18 protein-coding genes are annotated in these 17,941 nt (G+C 61.5%); 12 read left to right on the top strand and 6 right to left on the bottom strand.

From position 1 onward, the window contains the following. The first annotated feature begins 13 nt into the window (after window positions 1-13). The 8 genes from ftsZ to IEX53_RS13615 all read left to right on the top strand — a co-directional run bounded on the left by ftsZ (window position 14) and on the right by IEX53_RS13615 (window position 10,090). On the top strand, window positions 14-1,669 hold the full coding sequence (gene ftsZ, locus IEX53_RS13580; RefSeq protein ID WP_188824714.1) for a cell division protein FtsZ: 1,656 nt from the start codon (window positions 14-16) through the stop codon (window positions 1,667-1,669). Window positions 1,670-2,178: 509 nt separating this feature from the next. Continuing rightward, window positions 2,179-3,087: a UDP-3-O-acyl-N-acetylglucosamine deacetylase gene (gene lpxC / locus IEX53_RS13585; protein WP_188824760.1), complete on the top strand. Its 909-nt coding sequence runs from the start codon at window positions 2,179-2,181 to the stop codon at window positions 3,085-3,087. Window positions 3,088-3,382: 295 nt separating this feature from the next. Continuing rightward, window positions 3,383-4,225: an outer membrane protein assembly factor BamD gene (locus IEX53_RS13590; RefSeq protein ID WP_188824761.1), complete on the top strand. Its 843-nt coding sequence runs from the start codon at window positions 3,383-3,385 to the stop codon at window positions 4,223-4,225. Window positions 4,226-4,235: 10 nt separating this feature from the next. Continuing rightward, window positions 4,236-5,909, top strand: coding sequence for a DNA repair protein RecN (gene recN / locus IEX53_RS13595; protein ID WP_188824715.1), 1,674 nt, complete (start codon window positions 4,236-4,238; stop codon window positions 5,907-5,909). Window positions 5,910-6,047: 138 nt separating this feature from the next. Then, complete coding sequence (ligA, locus tag IEX53_RS13600; RefSeq protein ID WP_188824716.1) at window positions 6,048-8,207, top strand: NAD-dependent DNA ligase LigA; 2,160 nt, start codon at window positions 6,048-6,050, stop codon at window positions 8,205-8,207. Continuing rightward, complete coding sequence (locus tag IEX53_RS13605) at window positions 8,204-8,905, top strand: DUF2461 domain-containing protein (RefSeq protein ID WP_188824717.1); 702 nt, start codon at window positions 8,204-8,206, stop codon at window positions 8,903-8,905. Before ligA ends, IEX53_RS13605 begins: the two co-directional genes overlap by 4 nt. Before the next feature lie 154 nt (window positions 8,906-9,059). Then, window positions 9,060-9,788: an AzlC family ABC transporter permease gene (locus tag IEX53_RS13610; RefSeq protein WP_373288647.1), complete on the top strand. Its 729-nt coding sequence runs from the start codon at window positions 9,060-9,062 to the stop codon at window positions 9,786-9,788. Between the two features lie 2 nt (window positions 9,789-9,790). Beyond that, on the top strand, window positions 9,791-10,090 hold the full coding sequence (locus IEX53_RS13615) for an AzlD family protein (protein WP_188824718.1): 300 nt from the start codon (window positions 9,791-9,793) through the stop codon (window positions 10,088-10,090). 114 nt (window positions 10,091-10,204) lie between these two features. Here the strand turns inward: IEX53_RS13615 and IEX53_RS13620 are convergent, their stop codons facing one another. The 5 genes from IEX53_RS13620 to IEX53_RS13640 all read right to left on the bottom strand — a co-directional run bounded on the left by IEX53_RS13620 (window position 10,205) and on the right by IEX53_RS13640 (window position 14,112). After that, window positions 10,205-10,420, bottom strand: coding sequence for a hypothetical protein (locus IEX53_RS13620; protein ID WP_188824719.1), 216 nt, complete (start codon window positions 10,418-10,420; stop codon window positions 10,205-10,207). Window positions 10,421-10,445: 25 nt separating this feature from the next. Further along, a complete protein-coding gene (locus IEX53_RS13625; protein WP_188824720.1) occupies window positions 10,446-12,314 on the bottom strand; it encodes an aminopeptidase P family protein in 1,869 nt (622 codons plus the stop codon). Window positions 12,315-12,379: 65 nt separating this feature from the next. Continuing rightward, a complete protein-coding gene (locus IEX53_RS13630; protein WP_188824721.1) occupies window positions 12,380-13,255 on the bottom strand; it encodes a 50S ribosomal protein L11 methyltransferase in 876 nt (291 codons plus the stop codon). Window positions 13,256-13,358: 103 nt separating this feature from the next. Then, complete coding sequence (locus IEX53_RS13635; protein WP_188824722.1) at window positions 13,359-13,940, bottom strand: SCO family protein; 582 nt, start codon at window positions 13,938-13,940, stop codon at window positions 13,359-13,361. A 10-nt stretch (window positions 13,941-13,950) separates the two neighbouring features. Then, entirely contained in the window at window positions 13,951-14,112 is a 162-nt protein-coding gene (locus IEX53_RS13640) for a hypothetical protein (protein WP_188824765.1), read from the bottom strand. A gap of 99 nt (window positions 14,113-14,211) precedes the next feature. On the opposite strand from IEX53_RS13640, the gene IEX53_RS13645 reads away from it, so the two are divergent. Beyond that, window positions 14,212-14,841 (top strand): DapH/DapD/GlmU-related protein, encoded by a 630-nt coding sequence (locus tag IEX53_RS13645; RefSeq protein WP_188824723.1) that lies wholly within the window; start codon window positions 14,212-14,214, stop codon window positions 14,839-14,841. Window positions 14,842-14,904: 63 nt separating this feature from the next. Further along, entirely contained in the window at window positions 14,905-15,390 is a 486-nt protein-coding gene (locus IEX53_RS13650) for a CreA family protein (RefSeq protein ID WP_188824724.1), read from the top strand. 268 nt (window positions 15,391-15,658) lie between these two features. Here the strand turns inward: IEX53_RS13650 and IEX53_RS13655 are convergent, their stop codons facing one another. Beyond that, a complete protein-coding gene (locus IEX53_RS13655; protein ID WP_188824725.1) occupies window positions 15,659-17,020 on the bottom strand; it encodes a dicarboxylate/amino acid:cation symporter in 1,362 nt (453 codons plus the stop codon). Between the two features lie 259 nt (window positions 17,021-17,279). Here IEX53_RS13655 and IEX53_RS13660 point away from each other — a divergent pair, with 259 nt between their 5' ends. Both IEX53_RS13660 and IEX53_RS13665 read left to right on the top strand, forming a co-directional pair. Next, the gene (locus IEX53_RS13660; protein WP_188824726.1) at window positions 17,280-17,546 is read left to right on the top strand and encodes an AbrB/MazE/SpoVT family DNA-binding domain-containing protein; all 267 of its coding nucleotides are present in this window, start codon (window positions 17,280-17,282) and stop codon (window positions 17,544-17,546) included. Continuing rightward, entirely contained in the window at window positions 17,543-17,941 is a 399-nt protein-coding gene (locus tag IEX53_RS13665; protein ID WP_188824727.1) for a type II toxin-antitoxin system VapC family toxin, read from the top strand. The genes IEX53_RS13660 and IEX53_RS13665 overlap by 4 nt, the downstream gene beginning before the upstream one ends.

Raw genomic sequence — 17,941 nt, forward strand, 5'->3', positions numbered from 1 at the left:
AGGACGAGGAACGATGACTATCAATCTGCAAAAGCCGGACATCACCGAGCTGAAGCCGCGCATCACCGTGTTTGGTGTCGGCGGCGGCGGCGGCAACGCCGTCAACAACATGATCAATGCCGGCCTGCGCGGTGTTGATTTCGTGGTCGCGAACACCGACGCGCAGGCGCTGGCAATGTCGAAATCGGAGCGCCTCGTCCAGCTCGGCGCCGCCGTCACGGAAGGCCTGGGCGCGGGATCGCAGCCCGAGGTTGGCCGCGCCGCTGCCGAGGAATGCATCGACGAGATCAACGACCACCTCTCTGGCACGCATATGTGCTTCGTCACCGCCGGCATGGGCGGCGGCACGGGCACGGGCGCGGCTCCGGTTGTGGCGCGGGCCGCGCGCGAGAAGGGCATTCTCACGGTCGGCGTCGTCACCAAGCCGTTCCATTTCGAAGGCGCCCGACGCATGAAGACCGCCGAGATGGGCATCGAGGAACTGCAGAAGAATGTCGATACGCTCATCGTCATCCCGAACCAGAACCTTTTCCGCATTGCCAACGACAAGACCACCTTCGCCGACGCGTTCGCGATGGCCGATCAGGTGCTCTATTCGGGTGTTGCCTGCATCACCGACCTCATGGTCAAGGAAGGCCTGATCAACCTCGACTTCGCCGATGTGCGCTCGGTGATGCGCGAGATGGGCAAGGCGATGATGGGCACGGGCGAAGCTTCCGGCGAGAACCGCGCGATGGCCGCCGCCGAGGCTGCGATCGCCAATCCGCTGCTCGACGAAACCTCGATGAAGGGCGCCAAGGGCCTGCTCATCTCGATCACCGGCGGACGCGACATGACGCTGTTCGAGGTGGACGAGGCGGCGACCCGCATCCGCGAGGAAGTGGACCAGGAGGCCAACATCATCCTTGGCGCGACTTTTGACGAAGGGCTGGAAGGCGTCATCCGCGTTTCGGTCGTGGCAACGGGCATTGACAAACAGATTGGAGACGCGGCGCCTGCGCCGCTGGAATTTCGCCAGGCGCTGAAGCCTGCCGCGAAGCCCGCCGCGCCGATCCAGCGTCCCGTGCAGCAGCCGGTCCAGCCGGACCCGGTCGCACAGGCAATCCATGCCGCCGAAGCCGACCTGACGCAGCAGATGGCCTCGGCGCTGGAGCAGGATTTCCGTCCGCAGAGCCGCATTTTCAATGCTCCCGCGCCGGAAGCCTTCGACAACCGCGCTCCCGCCGGAATTGCAGCCGCCGCTCCGCGTCCGCAGATGCCACAATACGCCACGCAGCAGCAGCATCCGCATCCGATGCAGGCGGCACCGGCTCCTCGCCCCGCGCCGCGCATGCCCAGCGTTTCCGACCTGCCGCCAGTGGCACAGGCCGAATTCAACGCGCAGCATACGCCTCCGGCTGAAGATCGCGGCCCGCGCGGTCTGCTAAACCGCCTGACCCGTGGCCTGTCGGGCCGCCGTGAGGAAGAGCCGCAGGCGCGTCTCGAGCCCGCCCAGCACCGCGAGCCGGCGATGCGCCCGGCGGAACCGCGCCGTCCGCTGTCACAGGATGCCTCGATCTACGCGCCGCGCCAGGGACAGCTCGACGGTCAGGGCCGCCCGCAGCCGCGCCAGGTTTCGGAAGAGGATCAGCTGGAAATTCCGGCTTTCCTGCGCCGCCAGGCCAACTGAGCCGTTTGAAAATTTACGCATAGATAACCCTCCGCCGGTGAAAGCTGGCGGGGGTTTTTGTTTTGACGTGGGTGCGCTTCACCACCCCCCTCTGCCCTGCCGGGCATCTCCCCCACAAGGGGGGAGATCGGCTATCAGATCGGCTTTCGCCAACTGTCGATGTGACAGAATAAAGCGGTGTCATCAATGAAGGCCAATCTCCCCCCTTGTGGGGGAGATGCCCGGCAGGGCAGAGGGGGGTACTGTCCCGCCGACGTCGACCTGCGCGCCAAGCCGCCTGTCGCCAATAAAGCGCGCTGTGGACGAAACCTCTTCTTAACAATCGTAAAGAAAGCGTGATTTGGACGCGTCCGGGTCGAGTACTATTTTCGCCCCCGAGATGGCGTGCCCTTCGAAAAAGGCCAATGTCCGCTTGGGGACAATGATTTCCTAGGGTATACAAAAGCTGGACATGGCCGCCATGTCTGCCAAACTATAAAAAATCACAAGGTGGGCCGATCATGGGGATCGTGTTGGGATATCAGAAGACGCTGGCGAATCCGGTCATGCTATCCGGAATCGGCGTCCATAGCGGCCAGCCGTCAACGGTTCATTTTCTTCCCGCCGATCCGGATACGGGCATTGTCTTTCATCGCATGGATGCGGATGGCAGCTATACCGAGATCAAGGCGCTTGCCTCGGAAGTGGGCCAGACGGACCGCTGCACGTCGCTGGGCAATCGCGGCGTCAGGATCGATACCGTCGAGCATCTGATGGCTGCGGTGATGGCCTTGGAACTCGACAATCTCATCGTCGAGATCGAGGGCGGGGAAGTGCCTATTCTCGATGGCGCGTCCGCTGCCTTTATCAACGCATTCGATGAGGCGGGGATCGTTTCCCAGCTGGTCGACCGCCGGTTCATCCGCGTGCTGAAGACGGTGCGCGTGGAGGCGGGTGCGTCCTGGGCGGAGTTCCGTCCTTATGACGGCATGCGCTTCGAGGTGGAGATCGATTTCGATTGTCCGCTGATCGGGCGGCAGCTGTTTGCCAGCGACATGAACGGCGAGATTTTCCGCCGGGAACTGGCCAACGCACGGACCTTCGGCTTCATGAAGGATGTCGAGATGCTATGGGCCGCCGGCCACGCGCTCGGCTCCTCGCTCGACAATTCTCTTGTCATCGGCGAGGACAATACGGTCATCAATCCGGGCGGCTTGCGCTTTCCGGACGAGTTCGTGCGGCACAAGACGCTCGACGCTGTGGGGGATTTGGCGCTTGCGGGGAGCCCGTTCGTCGGCTGCTTCCGCTCCTATCGCGGCGGGCACCGTCTGAACGCGGCGGCGCTTAAGGCGCTGCTTGCAGATCACACGGCCTTTGAAGTCATCGAAGCCGCTGGTTGGCGTTCGGTCGGGCGGGCTGCCGCAAGTCTCGGACGGTAGCCTAATCTTCAGATTTTGCATTTAATTTGTGGATTGCCTTTGCCACGATGATTTGTGGCAATCCAGCCATAATTGAGCCGTCAATGGATGGCGCAGTAGGGGTCGCCTTGAATCACAAAATCAGGGTTAATTGGCGGTAACGGCGTTGCTGATTTTCCCGACCTGTGGTTTATGAGCGACCGACGCTATCAGATTTGCGAGCGCCGAGAGGGGCCAAGACAGCATGACGAGTTCGAATTTGCCGGTGAACATTATGCTCAACGTCCAAGTCAGCCCCGATTCAAGCCGTAATGCCATGCTGCGCAAGGCGGTGCTGACAGGTCTCCTCGCACTGGCGATTCCCCTGGCGGGCTGCGCCAGCAAGGATGACGATGTCGACCTGACCAAATATGTCGAAACGATCGATCCCGCCGACAAGCTCTACAATCAGGGCCTCGCCAATCTCGAAGCTGGACGCCTGAACGAGGCGGCGAAGAAGTTCGCGGCCATTGACCGCCAGCACCCCTATACGGAATATGCCCGCAAGGCGCTGGTGATGGCGGCGTTCACCAATTACCGGCAGGGCAATTACGACGAAGCCATCAATATGGCGAAGCGCTACACGACGCTTTATCCGACGTCGAAGGAAGCCGCCTACGCCTATTACATCATCGGCCTTTCCTATTTCCGTCAAATTCCCGATGTTACGCGCGACCAGGCAGCGACGCGCCGGGCCATCGCGGCGATGAACGAGGTGGTCGAGCGCTACCCGCAATCCGAATATGTCGAGGACGCCAAGGCGAAGATCCGTTTCGCCCGCGACCAGCTCGCCGGCAAGGAAATGCAGGTCGGGCGCTATTATCTGGAGCGCAAGGAATATCTGGCGTCGATCAAGCGCTTCCGCACCGTGGTCGAGGAATATTCCAACACCCGCCATGTGGAAGAGGCGCTGGCGCGTCTGGTCGAGGCCTATTACGCGCTCGGCCTCGTCTCCGAGGCGCAGACGGCGGCGGCGGTGCTGGGCCAGAACTTCCCGGACAGCCAGTGGTACAAGGACTCCTACAAGCTGTTGCAGAGCGGCGGGCTTGAGCCGCGCCAGAACTCCGGTTCCTGGATGGCGAAGGCGTCTGCGCTCATCACCGGCGGCGGCGGATCGTAAGTTTCATCCCATGCTTTCGCACCTGTCGATCCGCGATATCGTCCTGATCGAGAGGCTCGATCTGGAATTTCGCAGCGGTCTTACCGTGCTGACCGGCGAAACGGGCGCGGGCAAATCGATTTTGCTCGACGCGCTTTCGCTGGCGCTCGGGGCGCGCGGCGACGCCTCGCTGGTTCGCCATGGCGCGGACCAGGGACAGGTGATCGCCGCTTTCGATGTGCCCGGCAATCATCCGGCCCGGGCTTTCCTGCGCGACAATGAAATCGACGATGATGCCGACATCATCCTGCGCCGCGTGCAGACGGCGGATGGGCGCAGCCGCGTCTTTATCAACGACCAGGCGGCGAGCGTGTCGCTCCTACGCGAACTGGGGCGGCGGCTTGTGGAAATCCACGGTCAGCACGACGACCGGGCGCTGATCGACACGGATCTGCATCGCAACCTGCTCGACGCCTTCGGCGGGCTTGAGGCGGATGTGTCGCTGGTGCGTAGCCGCCATAAGATATGGCGCGATACCGCGCAGGCGCTGTCCCGCCACCGGGCCAAGGTGGAGGCGGCGGCGCGCGAATCGGATTACCTGCGCGCCTCGGTGGAGGAACTTTCCAAGCTCGATCCGCAGCCGCAGGAGGAAGAATCGCTCGCCGAAAAGCGCGCGACGATGATGAAATCCGAAAAGATCGCCTCTGATGTGAACGAGGCTGCGGAGCTTCTGTCCGGCTCGGCCTCGCCGATTCCGTCGCTCGCCAGTCTTGTGCGGCGTCTGGAGCGTAAGATGGGTGAAGCGCCGCAATTGCTGGAGCCTGTCATCAAGGCCATCGACCAGGCGCTCGATAGCCTGAGCGACGCGCAGAGCGGCATCGAGGCGGCGATGCGGGCCATCGATTTTGACCCGCGCGTGCTGGAGCAAGTCGAGGAGCGGTTGTTCGCCCTGCGGGCGGCGGCGCGCAAATTCTCCGTGCCGGTGGGCGGCCTTGCCGCCTTACGCGACCGGATGGACGCCGATCTCCTCGATCTCGACGCCGGAACCGAGCGGCTGGCGGCGCTGGAGAAAGAGTCCGTCGCGGCGCGGGTTGCCTATGACGAAGTTGCCGCCGCGCTTTCCGAAAAGCGGCGCGAGACGGCGGCGCATTTGAAAGCCGCCGTCATGGCCGAACTGCCTGCCTTGAAGCTGGAGCGCGCCGAATTCATCGTCGAGATGACGAGCGATCCGGAGACGCGCGGGCCTGACGGCATCGACACGGTGGAATATTGGGTGCGAACCAACCCCGGTACGCGCGCCGGGCCGATGATGAAGGTTGCCTCGGGCGGCGAACTCTCACGCTTCTTGCTGGCGCTGAAAGTGGCGCTGGCGGATCGTGGTTCTGCGCCGACGCTGGTTTTCGACGAGATTGACACAGGCGTCGGCGGCGCGGTTGCTGATGCGATTGGCCAGCGGTTGGCGCGGTTGTCGAGCAATGTGCAGGTGCTTTCGGTCACCCATGCGCCGCAGGTGGCGGCCCGTGCGACCACGCATATGTTGATTTCCAAGGGCCCGGCGGGTGAGGGCTCGGATATGATTGTCACCCGCGTGACGCATATGGAGCATGAAGCGCGCAAGGAAGAAATCGCCCGGATGCTTGCAGGAGCGTCCATCACCGAGGAAGCGCGAGCGGCGGCGGCGAGGCTGTTGAGCGGGGCGGGGTGAGTTTGCTTGCGCACGTCGCCGCCCGTCATCGGATGAGGGGTATGGCGTGGCGCTCTGCCTGTCAGCATCCTCCTCTCGCACCTTTGCCAATCTCCCATTTTTCAATAAAACGATTCCGAATGACCGGAGTCTCCATGCATGCCCACTAATCAAAAGCCTGTCACCGAGTTGAGCGAAGCCGAAGCGGTGGAGGAGTTGGCGTTTCTCGCCGGGGAACTGGCGCGGCACGATGCGCTCTATCATGGCAAGGATGCGCCGGAGATTTCGGATGCCGAATATGATGCGCTGAAGCGGCGTAATGATGCGATCGAGGCGCGGTTTCCGAAGCTCGTTCGGCCTGATAGCCCGTCGCGTAAGGTCGGGGCGGCGCCTTCCGGGCAGTTTGCGACGGTCGTCCATTCGCGCCCGATGCTTTCGCTGGACAATACGTTTTCCGATGAGGATGTGCGGGATTTCGTCGGCAGCGTCTATCGCTTCCTCGGCAGGCTGCCGGACAATTCCATCGCCTTTACCGCCGAGCCGAAGATCGACGGGCTTTCCATGTCGCTGCGCTACGAGCGCGGGCGACTCGTGAGCGCTGCGACGCGCGGCGACGGCACGACGGGCGAGAATGTAACCGCCAATATCCGCACGATCCGGGAAATACCTGACGTGCTGCCGGCTGATGTGCCCGATGTGGTGGAGATTCGCGGCGAGGTCTATATGGCCAAGAGCGACTTCCTGGCGCTCAACGCGCAGATGGCGGCGGAGGGCAAGCAGACCTATGTCAATCCGCGCAACACCGCGTCCGGCTCGCTACGCCAGCTAGACCCCAAGGTGACCGCGAGCCGCAAGCTGCGCTTCTTCGCCTATGGCTGGGGCGAAATGTCGGATATGCCCGCCGATACGCAATTGGGCATGGTGGAGATTTTCGGCGCGTGGGGCTTTCCCATCAATCCGCTGATGAATCGGCTCTCGACGCTTGATGCGATATTGGAGCACTACCACCATATCGAGCGGGTGCGACCGGATCTCGACTATGACATCGATGGTGTGGTCTACAAAGTGGACCGGCTCGATCTGCAGACGCGCCTCGGCTTCCGCTCGCGCTCCCCGCGTTGGGCCACGGCGCATAAATTTCCCGCCGAGCAGGCGTTTACCCGGCTGACAGGCATCGACATTCAAGTGGGCCGCACCGGGGCGCTGACGCCGGTGGCGCGGCTGGAGCCGATCACAGTGGGCGGCGTCGTGGTGACCAATGCGACGCTGCACAATGAGGATTATATCAAGGGCATCGGCAATAGCGGCCAACCGATCCGTGAGGGCAGGGATATCCGCGTCGGCGATATGGTCATCGTGCAGCGGGCAGGGGACGTCATTCCGCAGATCGTCGATGTGGCGATGGATGAGCGCCCGGCCTCGGCGGCGCCTTATGTCTTTCCGCACACATGCCCCGTTTGCGGCAGCCATGCGGTGCGCGAGGAAGGCGAATCGGTGCGCCGCTGCACCGGCGGTCTTATCTGCGCCGCGCAGGCGGTGGAGCGCATCCGCCATTTCGTTTCGCGCAATGCCTTCGACATCGAGGGGCTGGGCGAAAAGCAGGTGGAATTCTTTTTCCATGCCACCGATCCGGCGCTGCGTGTGCGCTCGCCCGCCGATATCTTCACGCTACGCGAGCGGCAGAACCGGTCGTTGACCAAGCTGGAGAATATCGAAGGGTTTGGCGCGGTTTCGGTGAGGAAGCTGTTCGACGCCATCGATGAGCGGCGCGAGATCGCGCTCTCCCGCTTCCTGTTCGGGCTCGGCATCAGGCATGTGGGCGAGGTGAACGCCAAGCGGCTGGCGCGGGCGTACCGCTCCTATGCGGCGTTCGAAAAGGCAGTGCGCGACGCCCGAGCGCCTGCCGACAAAGCGGACAAGGGCAACGAGGCTTGGATCGAGCTCAACGATATCGAAGGCATCGGCGCGATCGTCGCCGAAGCGGTGGTGGATTTCTACAACGAGCCACACAATCTGGAAGTGCTCGACGCGCTGCTCGCGCAGGTGACGCCGCTCGATGAAGAACTGCGCATCGCCTCCGGCTCGCCGGTTGCGGGCAAGACGGTTGTGTTCACCGGCTCGCTCGAGAAAATGTCGCGCGACGAGGCCAAGGCCATGGCGGAGCGCTATGGCGCGAAAGTGTCGGGCTCGGTGTCGAAGAAGACTGATCTCGTCGTGGCTGGGCCGGGTGCGGGCTCGAAGCTCGCCAAGGCGCAGGAGTTCGGCGTCGAGGTGATAGACGAGGATGCGTGGTTTGTCTTGGTGGGTGAACAACCATGAGCGAGCGGAAGTTTAGAGGATTTGGTGACAAGGCGCTGCCTTTCCTGAAGGCACTCGACTTCCACCAGAACCGCGAATGGTTTCAGGAAAACAAGAGCCTGTTCGAGGCGCATTTGAAGGAGCCGCTGGGCGATCTCGTCGAGGATCTGACGGAGCGCTTTGCCGAAGCCGGTTTGCCCTTCCGGGGTGACCGGGTGAAATCGCAGTTCCGCATCTATCGCGATGCCCGCTTCTCCAAGGACAAGAGCCCCTATAACCGGCATCTCTCGGCGCTGCTTTCCGCCGATGGCAGCAAGCGGACGGAGAGCGGCTGCTTCTATGTCTGCATCGGCCTGCCGGGCGTGCGCGATTGCTATGCGGGTGTCGCCTGGTGGCAGCAGAGGCCGGAATTGCTCCTGGCCATGCGCAGGGCGATCGTGGAAAAGCCTTGGGAGTATCGTGCGATGGTCCAAGCGCTGAAGCAGGGCGGGCTGGAATTGCGCGACACCGACCGGCTGAAGCGCCTGCCGCGTGGGTTCGAGCATGTGCAGGAGCCGGACCTCGCCGAAGCCGTGCGCAACAAGCATTTCTTCGTGCGCATGGAGATCGATCCTGACAGCATCACCTCGCCGGACCTCGCGGATCGGCTGTTCGATTTCGCCATGCGGTCGAAGCCGCTGATCGACTGGGGAAAGAGGATAGAGAAGTTGGTGGCGTGAGGGCGCTCAGCCGACACCGTCATCCAATATTTTTGACGCATCCATCAACAGTTCTGATGTGACATTCCCCTCCGGCTTGATTTAGATCAAGATCATCCAGCCGGCGCACGCCATTTCGTGACTGTCTCCCGGCCCTTCACCTCAAGGAGCAATCATGGACCAGATGTCAGGCGCTGAAAGCGTGGCGCGCAGCCCGCGCGCTGAATTCTGGGAAGGGGTTCGCCTGGCGCTTCCCCTCGTCGCTGCGATCGCGCCGTTCGGTCTGCTCTTCGGAGCTGTGGCTATCGACAATGGCTTCACCATGCCCGAGGCGGTGTTGATGAGCACCGCGCTCTATGCCGGAGCAAGCCAGATGGTGGGGCTCGAACTCTTCGGTCAGAAAATTGCCCCGTGGATGATCGTGCTGTCGATCTTCGCGGTCAATTTTCGCCATGTCCTCTACTCAGCGGCGGTCGGGCGGCGTATCCGGCACTTTACCTTCTGGCAGAAAATGGCCGCCTTCTTCGTGCTGGTCGATCCGCAATATGCCGAGACGGAAAAGCGCGCCGAGGCGGGCCGTCCCGTCACCTTCGCCTGGTATATGGGACTCGGGCTGCCCGTCTATCTGATGTGGATCGTGGAAGCTTATATCGGCAGCATGTTCGGGAATCTGATCTCCGATCCGCATGCGCTGGGACTGGATGTGATATTGCCGGTCTATTTCCTCGGGTTGGTCATGAGTTTCCGCACCCGCCAGAACTGGCTGCCGGTCGTGATCGCGAGCGGCGCGGCTTCCGTCCTCGCCTACAAGACCGTCGGCTCGCCCTGGCATGTCAGCCTCGGGGCTATCGCCGGCATATTGGTGGGCGCTGCGCTGACAAAGCCTGAGAAGCAGGAGAATTGAATATGTCCACCATCACCTGGATCATCCTCGCCGGCGCCGTGATGACATTCCTGACCCGCGTCGGCGGCCATCTGGTCCTCTCGCGCTTCGACCGGATTCACCCGCGCGTCGAGGCGGGATTGAATGCGGTGCCGGCAGCCGTCCTGACTACCCTCGTCGCCCCCGCCGCCTTCACCAATGGCTGGAAGGAATTCGTCACGCTGCTTTTCGCCGGGCTGATCGCCACTAGGCTCAGCATGGTGCCGATGTTCTGCCTCGGCGCAGCATGCATCATTCTGCTTCGATATTTTTTCCCGGTTTAGCTTTATTGGTGCGATGATCCGCGTATTTGCCGAGGTACTTATCGTACAAAAGCCAGGCAAGACATACCGCTGTCCCAATCCATGGGAATACAAACCACATAAATTCCTGACCGGTCATGGTTTCATTCTCCCGAGAACGGGTCTTGCAATTAAATGTAGTCCACTGGCAAGAGAAAGCCAAGCTGTCACGGTGAGAACCGATACCATCAGCCCCCTTCCCGGTGTCAGATCAAACGTCTCTCCAAGGACACCGACGGCTATCACAGCCGTCGACAACCGGTCCAGATTGTTCGCCGAGAGCTTGGTCTGCTCATTATAGATCGTATTCATCTCCCCCTCCCTTGATAAATATCCCCTAGCCGAGTCCCTCCGTCGCTGCGATCAGCCATTCGCGCGTCTTGCCTTCCACATGCGGCAACAGCTTTTCGCGCACCTTAGCGTGATATGCATCGAGCCATACCAGTTCTTCCCGCGTCAGCAGGCTGGTATCGATCAGCCTGATGTCGATGGGGCAGAAGGTGAGCGTCTCAAAGCCCATCATGGGAATATCGCCGCCTTCGATCATTTCCGGCTCCGTCACCACTATGAGATTCTCGATGCGAATGCCGAAGCTGCCGGGCTTGTAATAGCCGGGCTCGTTGGAGATGATCATGCCGGGCAGGAGTTCCTGCGCGCCGCGCTTCGAAATGCTTTGCGGCCCCTCATGCACGGCGAGATACGAACCCACTCCATGCCCCGTGCCATGGGCATAGTCGAACCCATGCTTCCAAAGCGCGATGCGGGCGAGCACGTCGATATCCATGCCGCGCGTGCCCTTCGGGAAACGCGCCGTGGAAATGGCGATCATTCCCTTCAGCACCAGGGTGAAAGCGCGCTTCAGTTCAGCCGATACCGTACCGATGGGGACGGTTCGGGTGATGTCGGTGGTGCCGTCACGATATTGCGCGCCGGAATCGACAAGATAAAGCTCTCCCCCCTGCAACACGCGGCTGGTGTTGGTATTGGCGCGGTAGTGGATGACCGCGCCATTCGGCCCGGCGCCGGAGATGGTGTCGAAGGAAATATCCTCCAGTGGCATCTGGAAGCTTTCGGCCACGCTGCGGCGGGTTTCCTCCAGCTTCGTTGCGGCGGCAATCTCATCGACGCTGCCCGGCTCCTGCTCGTCGAGCCAGGAGAGGAAGGAGGCCATGGCCACGCCGTCGCGCTCATGCGCCCGCCGCGCGCCATAAAGCTCCGCCGCGTTCTTGAGCGCCCGAGGCAGGCGCGCAGGGTCCTTGCCCTCGATCACCTTGCCGCCCGCATCCGTAACGATCATGCGCAGCTTTTCCGCTGCGAGCGCGGGGTCGAGCAAGATCGCTTCGTTTTTCTGCCCCGCCTTTAAGCTCCCTTCGGTCGATGGTGGGGACCCCGCCGCGCAGGTTTTGAGGTAATCCTCCAGTGACCCCGGCGAGCGCAGCTTGGCAAGCTGGGTCAGATAGGCCTCCGTTTCGATCGGCAGCTTGCGCTTGTCGATGAACAGCGACGGCTCGCCTTCCGAGGGGATGATGGCGAAGGAGAGCGGCAGCGGCGTGTTGCTCACATCCTTGCCGCGGATGTTGAACGCCCAGGCGATGGAAGACGGGTCCGTCAGCACGGTCGCCTGAGCCCCTGCCTTGGCGACAGCCTCGGACAATTCCCTGAGCTTCACGCTCGCCTCTTTTCCTGCAAAGGCGATGGGCTGGATGGTGACCGGCTCCAGCGGCGCGGCGGGCTGGTCTGTCCAGACGAGATCGACCAGATTGTCGGTGACCGGCACCAGCCGCCCGCCGGCCTTCGCCAGCGCCTGCCGCAGCGCCTCGGCATCCGCTATGGTATGGAGCCAGGGATCGAAGCCGATGGCTAGCCCCTTGCCATGCTCCGCCAGCCAGACGGAAGGCGGCGAGTCGATGAGGCTTTCAATCTTGAAAACGCTCGAATCTGTCTGTTCGCGCACTTGCAGCGTGTAGCGCCCGTCAATAAAGATGAAGGCCTCGTTTTTCAGTACCAGCGCCACGCCCGCCGAGCCGGTGAAGCCCGTGAGCCAGGCGAGACGCTGCGCCCGTGGCGGCACATATTCGCCCTGATGCTCGTCCGCGCGCGGGACGAGGAAGCCATCGAGCCCGAGCTTTTCCATCTCTGCCCGAAGCTTCGCCACGCGCGGAGCTGCATTTGCCGGATTGCTGATGACGTCGAAGGACTGGAACATGTGATCTCGCGAACCTTTGGTTTGTTAGGCTCGCGAAATTATCCGCCCAAGGCCTCGGGCGCAATCTACTTCAAATGCAGCGTCACCCATCCCTCGCGGTGCAGGGTCTTGTGGTGATAGAGCCCCTGCGTCCGGTAGGCGGCGAGCACCTTGTCGCGCTGGCTATCGAGAATGCCTGAGAGAATCAGCGAGCCGCCTGATGTCAGATGCCGCCGCATGGCGGGGGCAAGCTGCATCAGAGGACGCGCCAGAATGTTGGCGACGATGAGATCGAAAGGCGCGCTGTTACGGATCGCCGGATGGTGGAAGCCGGTGGCAGTGGCCGTCACCACGCGCGTGGCGACGCCGTTCTTCTCGACATTCTCCTGCGCAACTGCCGTCGCGACTGGGTCGATGTCGGTGGCGAGAACGGGAATCGGCGTCAGCCGGGCGATGCCGATGGCAAGAACCGCGCTGCCCGTGCCGAGGTCCAGCGCATTGCGCGGTCGCTCGCGGCGGACGATCTCGCTGATCATCTGGAGACAGCCCGCCGTGGTGCCGTGATGGCCGGTGCCGAATGCCTGCCCGGCGTCGATTTCGATGGCAAGGTCATGCGGCCGCTTCTTATCGCGGTCATGCGAACCATGGACGAAGAAGCGCCCGGCGCGCACCGGCTTCAGCCCCTCGAGCGAATGCACCACCCAGTCGATATCCGGCAGCACTTCACGCTGGATCTGGAGGCCGAACGCATCCGAGCCGATCCGGTCGGCAATCCGCTCCATCGCTGCATCGCCATCCGCTTCCGTCTCGGTGTAGAGCGAGACTTCGAATATCTGCCGGTCCTCATCCATCTCAACGAGGGCAACTGGCCAGCCATCCTCCTCGAACTCCTGTTCGATCAGGGCGTAAATGCGCTCGGCTTCTTCTTTTCCGGCGGTCAGGAACAGGCGGGTCTGGGGCATGGGCGGCTTTTCGTTTTCAAGAAAGGATGTAGGTGATTCCAATAGGGCATTTCTTGTCGAAACGGAAATGGCAGCTGTCCCGCCAAGGTTTTATATGCTGCCCTTATTCCGCCGCCAATTTTCTCAGCTTTTCAATCGCCGTATCCGGATTTTCCCCATAGGCAATCGTGCCACGGAAGCGGCCCTTGCTGTCGAGGAGGAAGATCGAGGCGGTGTGGTCCATTGTGTAATCACCGTCTTCGCCAGGAACCTTGCGGGCATAGACGTGATAAGCCCTCAGCATCGCGGCCACCTTGTCAGGCGCGCCGGTAATCCCGGTGATGCGCTGCGAGACATTGCCGATATAGGTCTTGAGCGTCGCCACATCGTCCCGCTCAGGGTCGACGGTAACGAAATATGCGCGGATGTTCTCGCCCTCGGGCCCCAGCTTTTTCAGCCAGCCATCGAGTTCGAAAAGCGTGGTCGGGCAGACATCCGGGCAATGGGTGAAGCCGAAGAAGATGGCGGAAGGATGCGAGCGGAACGCCGCGTCGGTGATCGGCTTGCCATCGGTGGCGGTGAGTTCGAACTGGCCGCCGAACGGCGCGTCTTCCGGTTTCGAGCGGTCCCGCCACATATTGAAGGCGAGCGCGCCCGAAAGCACGGCAATGAGAGCGATAACGATAACGGGGAAAGTTCTGCGCATCAGGACTGTTTCACAAGCACCAGGACAAGCCGCTCTGTATCATTGCCTGGAAAATGCCCTCGCCATGGTTGAGCCACCCGGCAAAGGCAAGACCGGTCGCAACCGCCGCAAGCAGCGCCATCAGGGCCGCGAGCGCGTATCTCGATGAACTATGATCGTGCGCTGTCTTCATTCCTTCATTATAGAGCATGATCCTGAAAAGTTGCAGACTTTTCGGATAAGATCATGCGGCTAAAAACCGCCGGAAGCCTCTTGGCAAAATGGTTATCGGATGAACGACGAAAAAGATCTGCGCTTCCAGAATGACGAGCCGCGCATCCACCCGACGGCGCAGCTCAAAGGGGTGAAGCTGGGACGCTATGCTGACATCGGCGAGCGGGTCATCCTGCGGGACGTGACGGTCGGCGATTTCAGCTATTTCGAGCGCAATGGCGAGGGAATTTACGCCGATATCGGCCGATTCTGTTCGGTAGCAGCGAATGTGCGCATCAACGCGCTGGAACATCCGATGGAGCGTCTGACGACGCACAAGGTGAGCTATCGGCCCAACGAATATTTCCGCTATCTCGGCCTCGATAGCGAATTCCGCGCCCGCCGTCAGGCGCGCCGGGTGCGCATCGGCCACGACGTGTGGATCGGCCATGGCGCGGTGATCATGCCCGGCGTATCCATAGGAAGTGGCGCGGTGGTGGGTGCCAATGCTGTTGTGACGCGCGACGTAGCCCCTTACACGATCGTCGCCGGAAGCCCTGCCTGCCTCATCCGCCCGCGCTTCGAACCGGCCATAGTCAAGCGCCTTCTTACGCTCTGCTGGTGGGACTGGCCCGTGGAAAAGCTCTACGAGGCCGTGCCAGACATGCAGAAACTCGACATCGAGGCGTTCCTCGATAAGTGGGCCTGATCACGATCTTGTAATCTTAACAGCGACGTCCCAATTCTCTTTCGAGATAAACCGGAGGTTTCTATGAAGCAGGTTCTCGCCGCGACGGCACTTTTGGCTGGCGTTATGATGGGTCAGGCCGGGGCCGAAGAAATCGGCAAGGTCGGCGTAGACTGGTTTGGCAATGACATCGTCATCGATGCCGTGCAGGACCCGAAGGTGAAGGGCATCACCTGCTATCTCGCCTCGTTCGACCGAAGCATCATCGACCGGCTGCAAAAGGGCAACTGGTTCGAAAACCCGTCCAACGCCTCGATTTCCTGCCAGCAGACCGGGCCGATCACGGTAGGTGACATCGACCTCGACGAGAGCGGCGAGAGGGTCTTCTCCACCCGCACCAGCCTGATCTGGAAAGAGCTGGTCATCACGCGCATCTACGACAAGCCGAATGACACGATGGTCTATCTCGTCCACGCCGCGCAGGTGCAGGACGGCTCGGCCAAGACCTCGATCTCCACCATCCCGCTCTTCAACAGCCAGGTGACGTGGGAAAAGGGCAAGCCCCAATAGGGAAAGGCCGGGATCGCTCCCGGCTTTTTAACATTATTTCGGTGAATTCCGCGCCAAGCGCCCTCGTGGTTCGAGGCGAATTCCGCTGCGCTCCATTCGCACCTCACCATGAGGGCTACTGGAGCGTCTGCTTTCTATTATCTTCATCCGAGGGCTGCTGGAAGCGCGACGCCCCCTCCACCCTCATCCTGAGGTGCTCGCGAAGCGAGCCTCGAAGGGCGACGGTGAAGGGGATCGTCATCGCGACGGTTTCATCCCCAATGATACTCTAACCAGCTTGCGGCATCGCATAGGCCGTATCCGCATCCTCGATGATTTTCCCTGCATTATAGGCGTTCTCATCCAGAATGCCCTCGCGCTTGGAAACGATGGTCGGTACCAGCGCCTGCCCGGCGACGTTGACCGCCGTGCGGCCCATGTCGAGGATGGGGTCGATGGCGAGCAGGAGACCGACGCCTTCGAGCGGCAGACCGAGCGTGGAAAGCGTCAGCGTCAGCATCACTGTCGCGCCTGTCAGGCCAGCGGTGGCGGCGGAGCCGAGCACCGAGACGAAGATAATCAGCACATATTCCTGAATGCCGAGCGGCACGCCGAAGAACTGGGCGATAAAGATCGCCGATATGGCGGGATAGATCGCGGCGCAGCCATCCATCTTGGTAGTCGCACCCAGCGGCACGGCGAAGGCGGCATATTCGCGCGGCACGCCCAGGCTCTTTTCGGTGACGGTCTCGGTGACCGGCAACGTGCCGACCGAGGAGCGCGATACGAAAGCCAGTTGGATCGCCGGCCATGCGCCTGCGAAGAAGCGCGATGGCTTCAGGCCATGGGCGACGAGCAGCGCCGGATAGACGACGAAGAGCACGATTGCGAGGCCGATATAGACGGCGGCGGCATACCAGCTCAATTGCGCCAGCGTCTCCCAGCCATACTGCGCGACGGCGCGGCCCAGGAGGCCGATAGTGCCGATGGGCGTCAGCCGGATGACCCACCACAGAATCTTGCGCACGATCACGAGCAGCGACTGGTTGAAGGCAAGGAAAGGCTTCGCCGCCTCTCCGGCCTTCAGCGCGGCGATGCCGAAGACGATGGAGACGACGAGAAGCTGCAGCACGTTGAAATTAAGCGATGTGCTGGCGCTGCCGTTGGTCAGCTTGGTGCTGGCTTCGAGGCCGAGAATGTTGGCGGGCACGAGACCCTTGAGGAAATCTAGCCAGGAACCGGTATAGGACGGCGCCTTGGCCGCCGTTTGCGCCACGCCCGAGCCGATCCCCGGCTGGATGAAGAGGCCGAGCGCGATGCCGATGATGACGGCGATGAAGGAGGTGATGGCGAACCAGAGCAGGGTCTGCCACACCAGCTTGGCGGCATTCTGCAGCGTCGCCAGATTGGCGATGGAGGCGACGATGGCAGTGAAGACCAGCGGCGGCACCAGCGCGCGCAGAAGCTGCACGAAGATGGAACCGATGGTCTGGAGCGTCACGGTCAGCCAGTTCGGATTGCCCGCCGCATCCGCGCCCATATTGCGCGCGACGAGGCCGAGCACCAGCCCGATCACCATGGCTGCCAGAACCTGAAAGCCGAAGGACGCATAAAACGGCTTCGGCGCGGATTTTATGGTTGCGTGAGACATGTGTGGCTACTTTCGCAATGTCGGCGGACGGAGAAATAAGCCGTTCCCCGAGTTTGCGATGACGCTAGCCGGATGCGCGGTTTGTTATAAGAAACGGCTTGGCGGGATGGGGACGGGGAATGGAATAATATGCTAAAATACGGTGTTCGGAAGGATATAATGTCAGAATATTCTAATGAGGGGAATCGAATCGCTACTTTATTGACGGTAATGGAAATCGTAATTACAGTCTGGATATAGATTTTTATGGAGGCTGGCTATGACTGCACTCACGGTTACGGCGAAGGGGCAGGTCACGCTCAAGCGGGATCTGCTGCGTCATCTTGGCATAGAGCCGGGCGAGCGGATCGAAGTCGAAGCACTGCCCGGCGGTGAATTGCGGGTGCGCGCGGCTCGCCCGACGGGCAAGATAGAGAATGTTTTTGGCTTTCTCGCGGACAAACGTAAATCGAAAAGGGCCATGACAATCGATGAAATGAATGAAATTATCGCTGCCGGCTGGGCGGGTGAGTTCAGCGACAAATGAGGCTGTCGGTTGATACCAACGTACTTGTGCGTGTCATACTGGAGGACGACTTCGTCCAGTCACGTACGGCCGAAAAGCTGCTCAGCGAAGCTACATTGATCGCCATTTCCTTGCCGTGTCTGTGCGAATTGGTCTGGGTCCTTCGGCATGGGGAGAAGTTGCCGAGAGAAGATGTGGCGGCAGCCATACGCTTATTTCTAAATACCGGGAACGTAGTCACAAACCAACCCGCCGTTGAAGCCGGGCTTGCGGTGCTGAATGCAGGCGGTGACTTTGCCGATGGCGTTATGGCCTATGAAGGCAAGCGGCTGGGCGGCGAAACTTTCGTATCCTTCGACCGGAAGGCCGTGACGCTTCTGGTCCAACAAGGCGAAGCCGCACAATTCCTCGGCTGA

Source organism: Paramesorhizobium endophyticum, assembly GCF_014640615.1.
In the GTDB taxonomy this organism is placed as follows: domain Bacteria; phylum Pseudomonadota; class Alphaproteobacteria; order Rhizobiales; family Rhizobiaceae; genus Paramesorhizobium; species Paramesorhizobium endophyticum.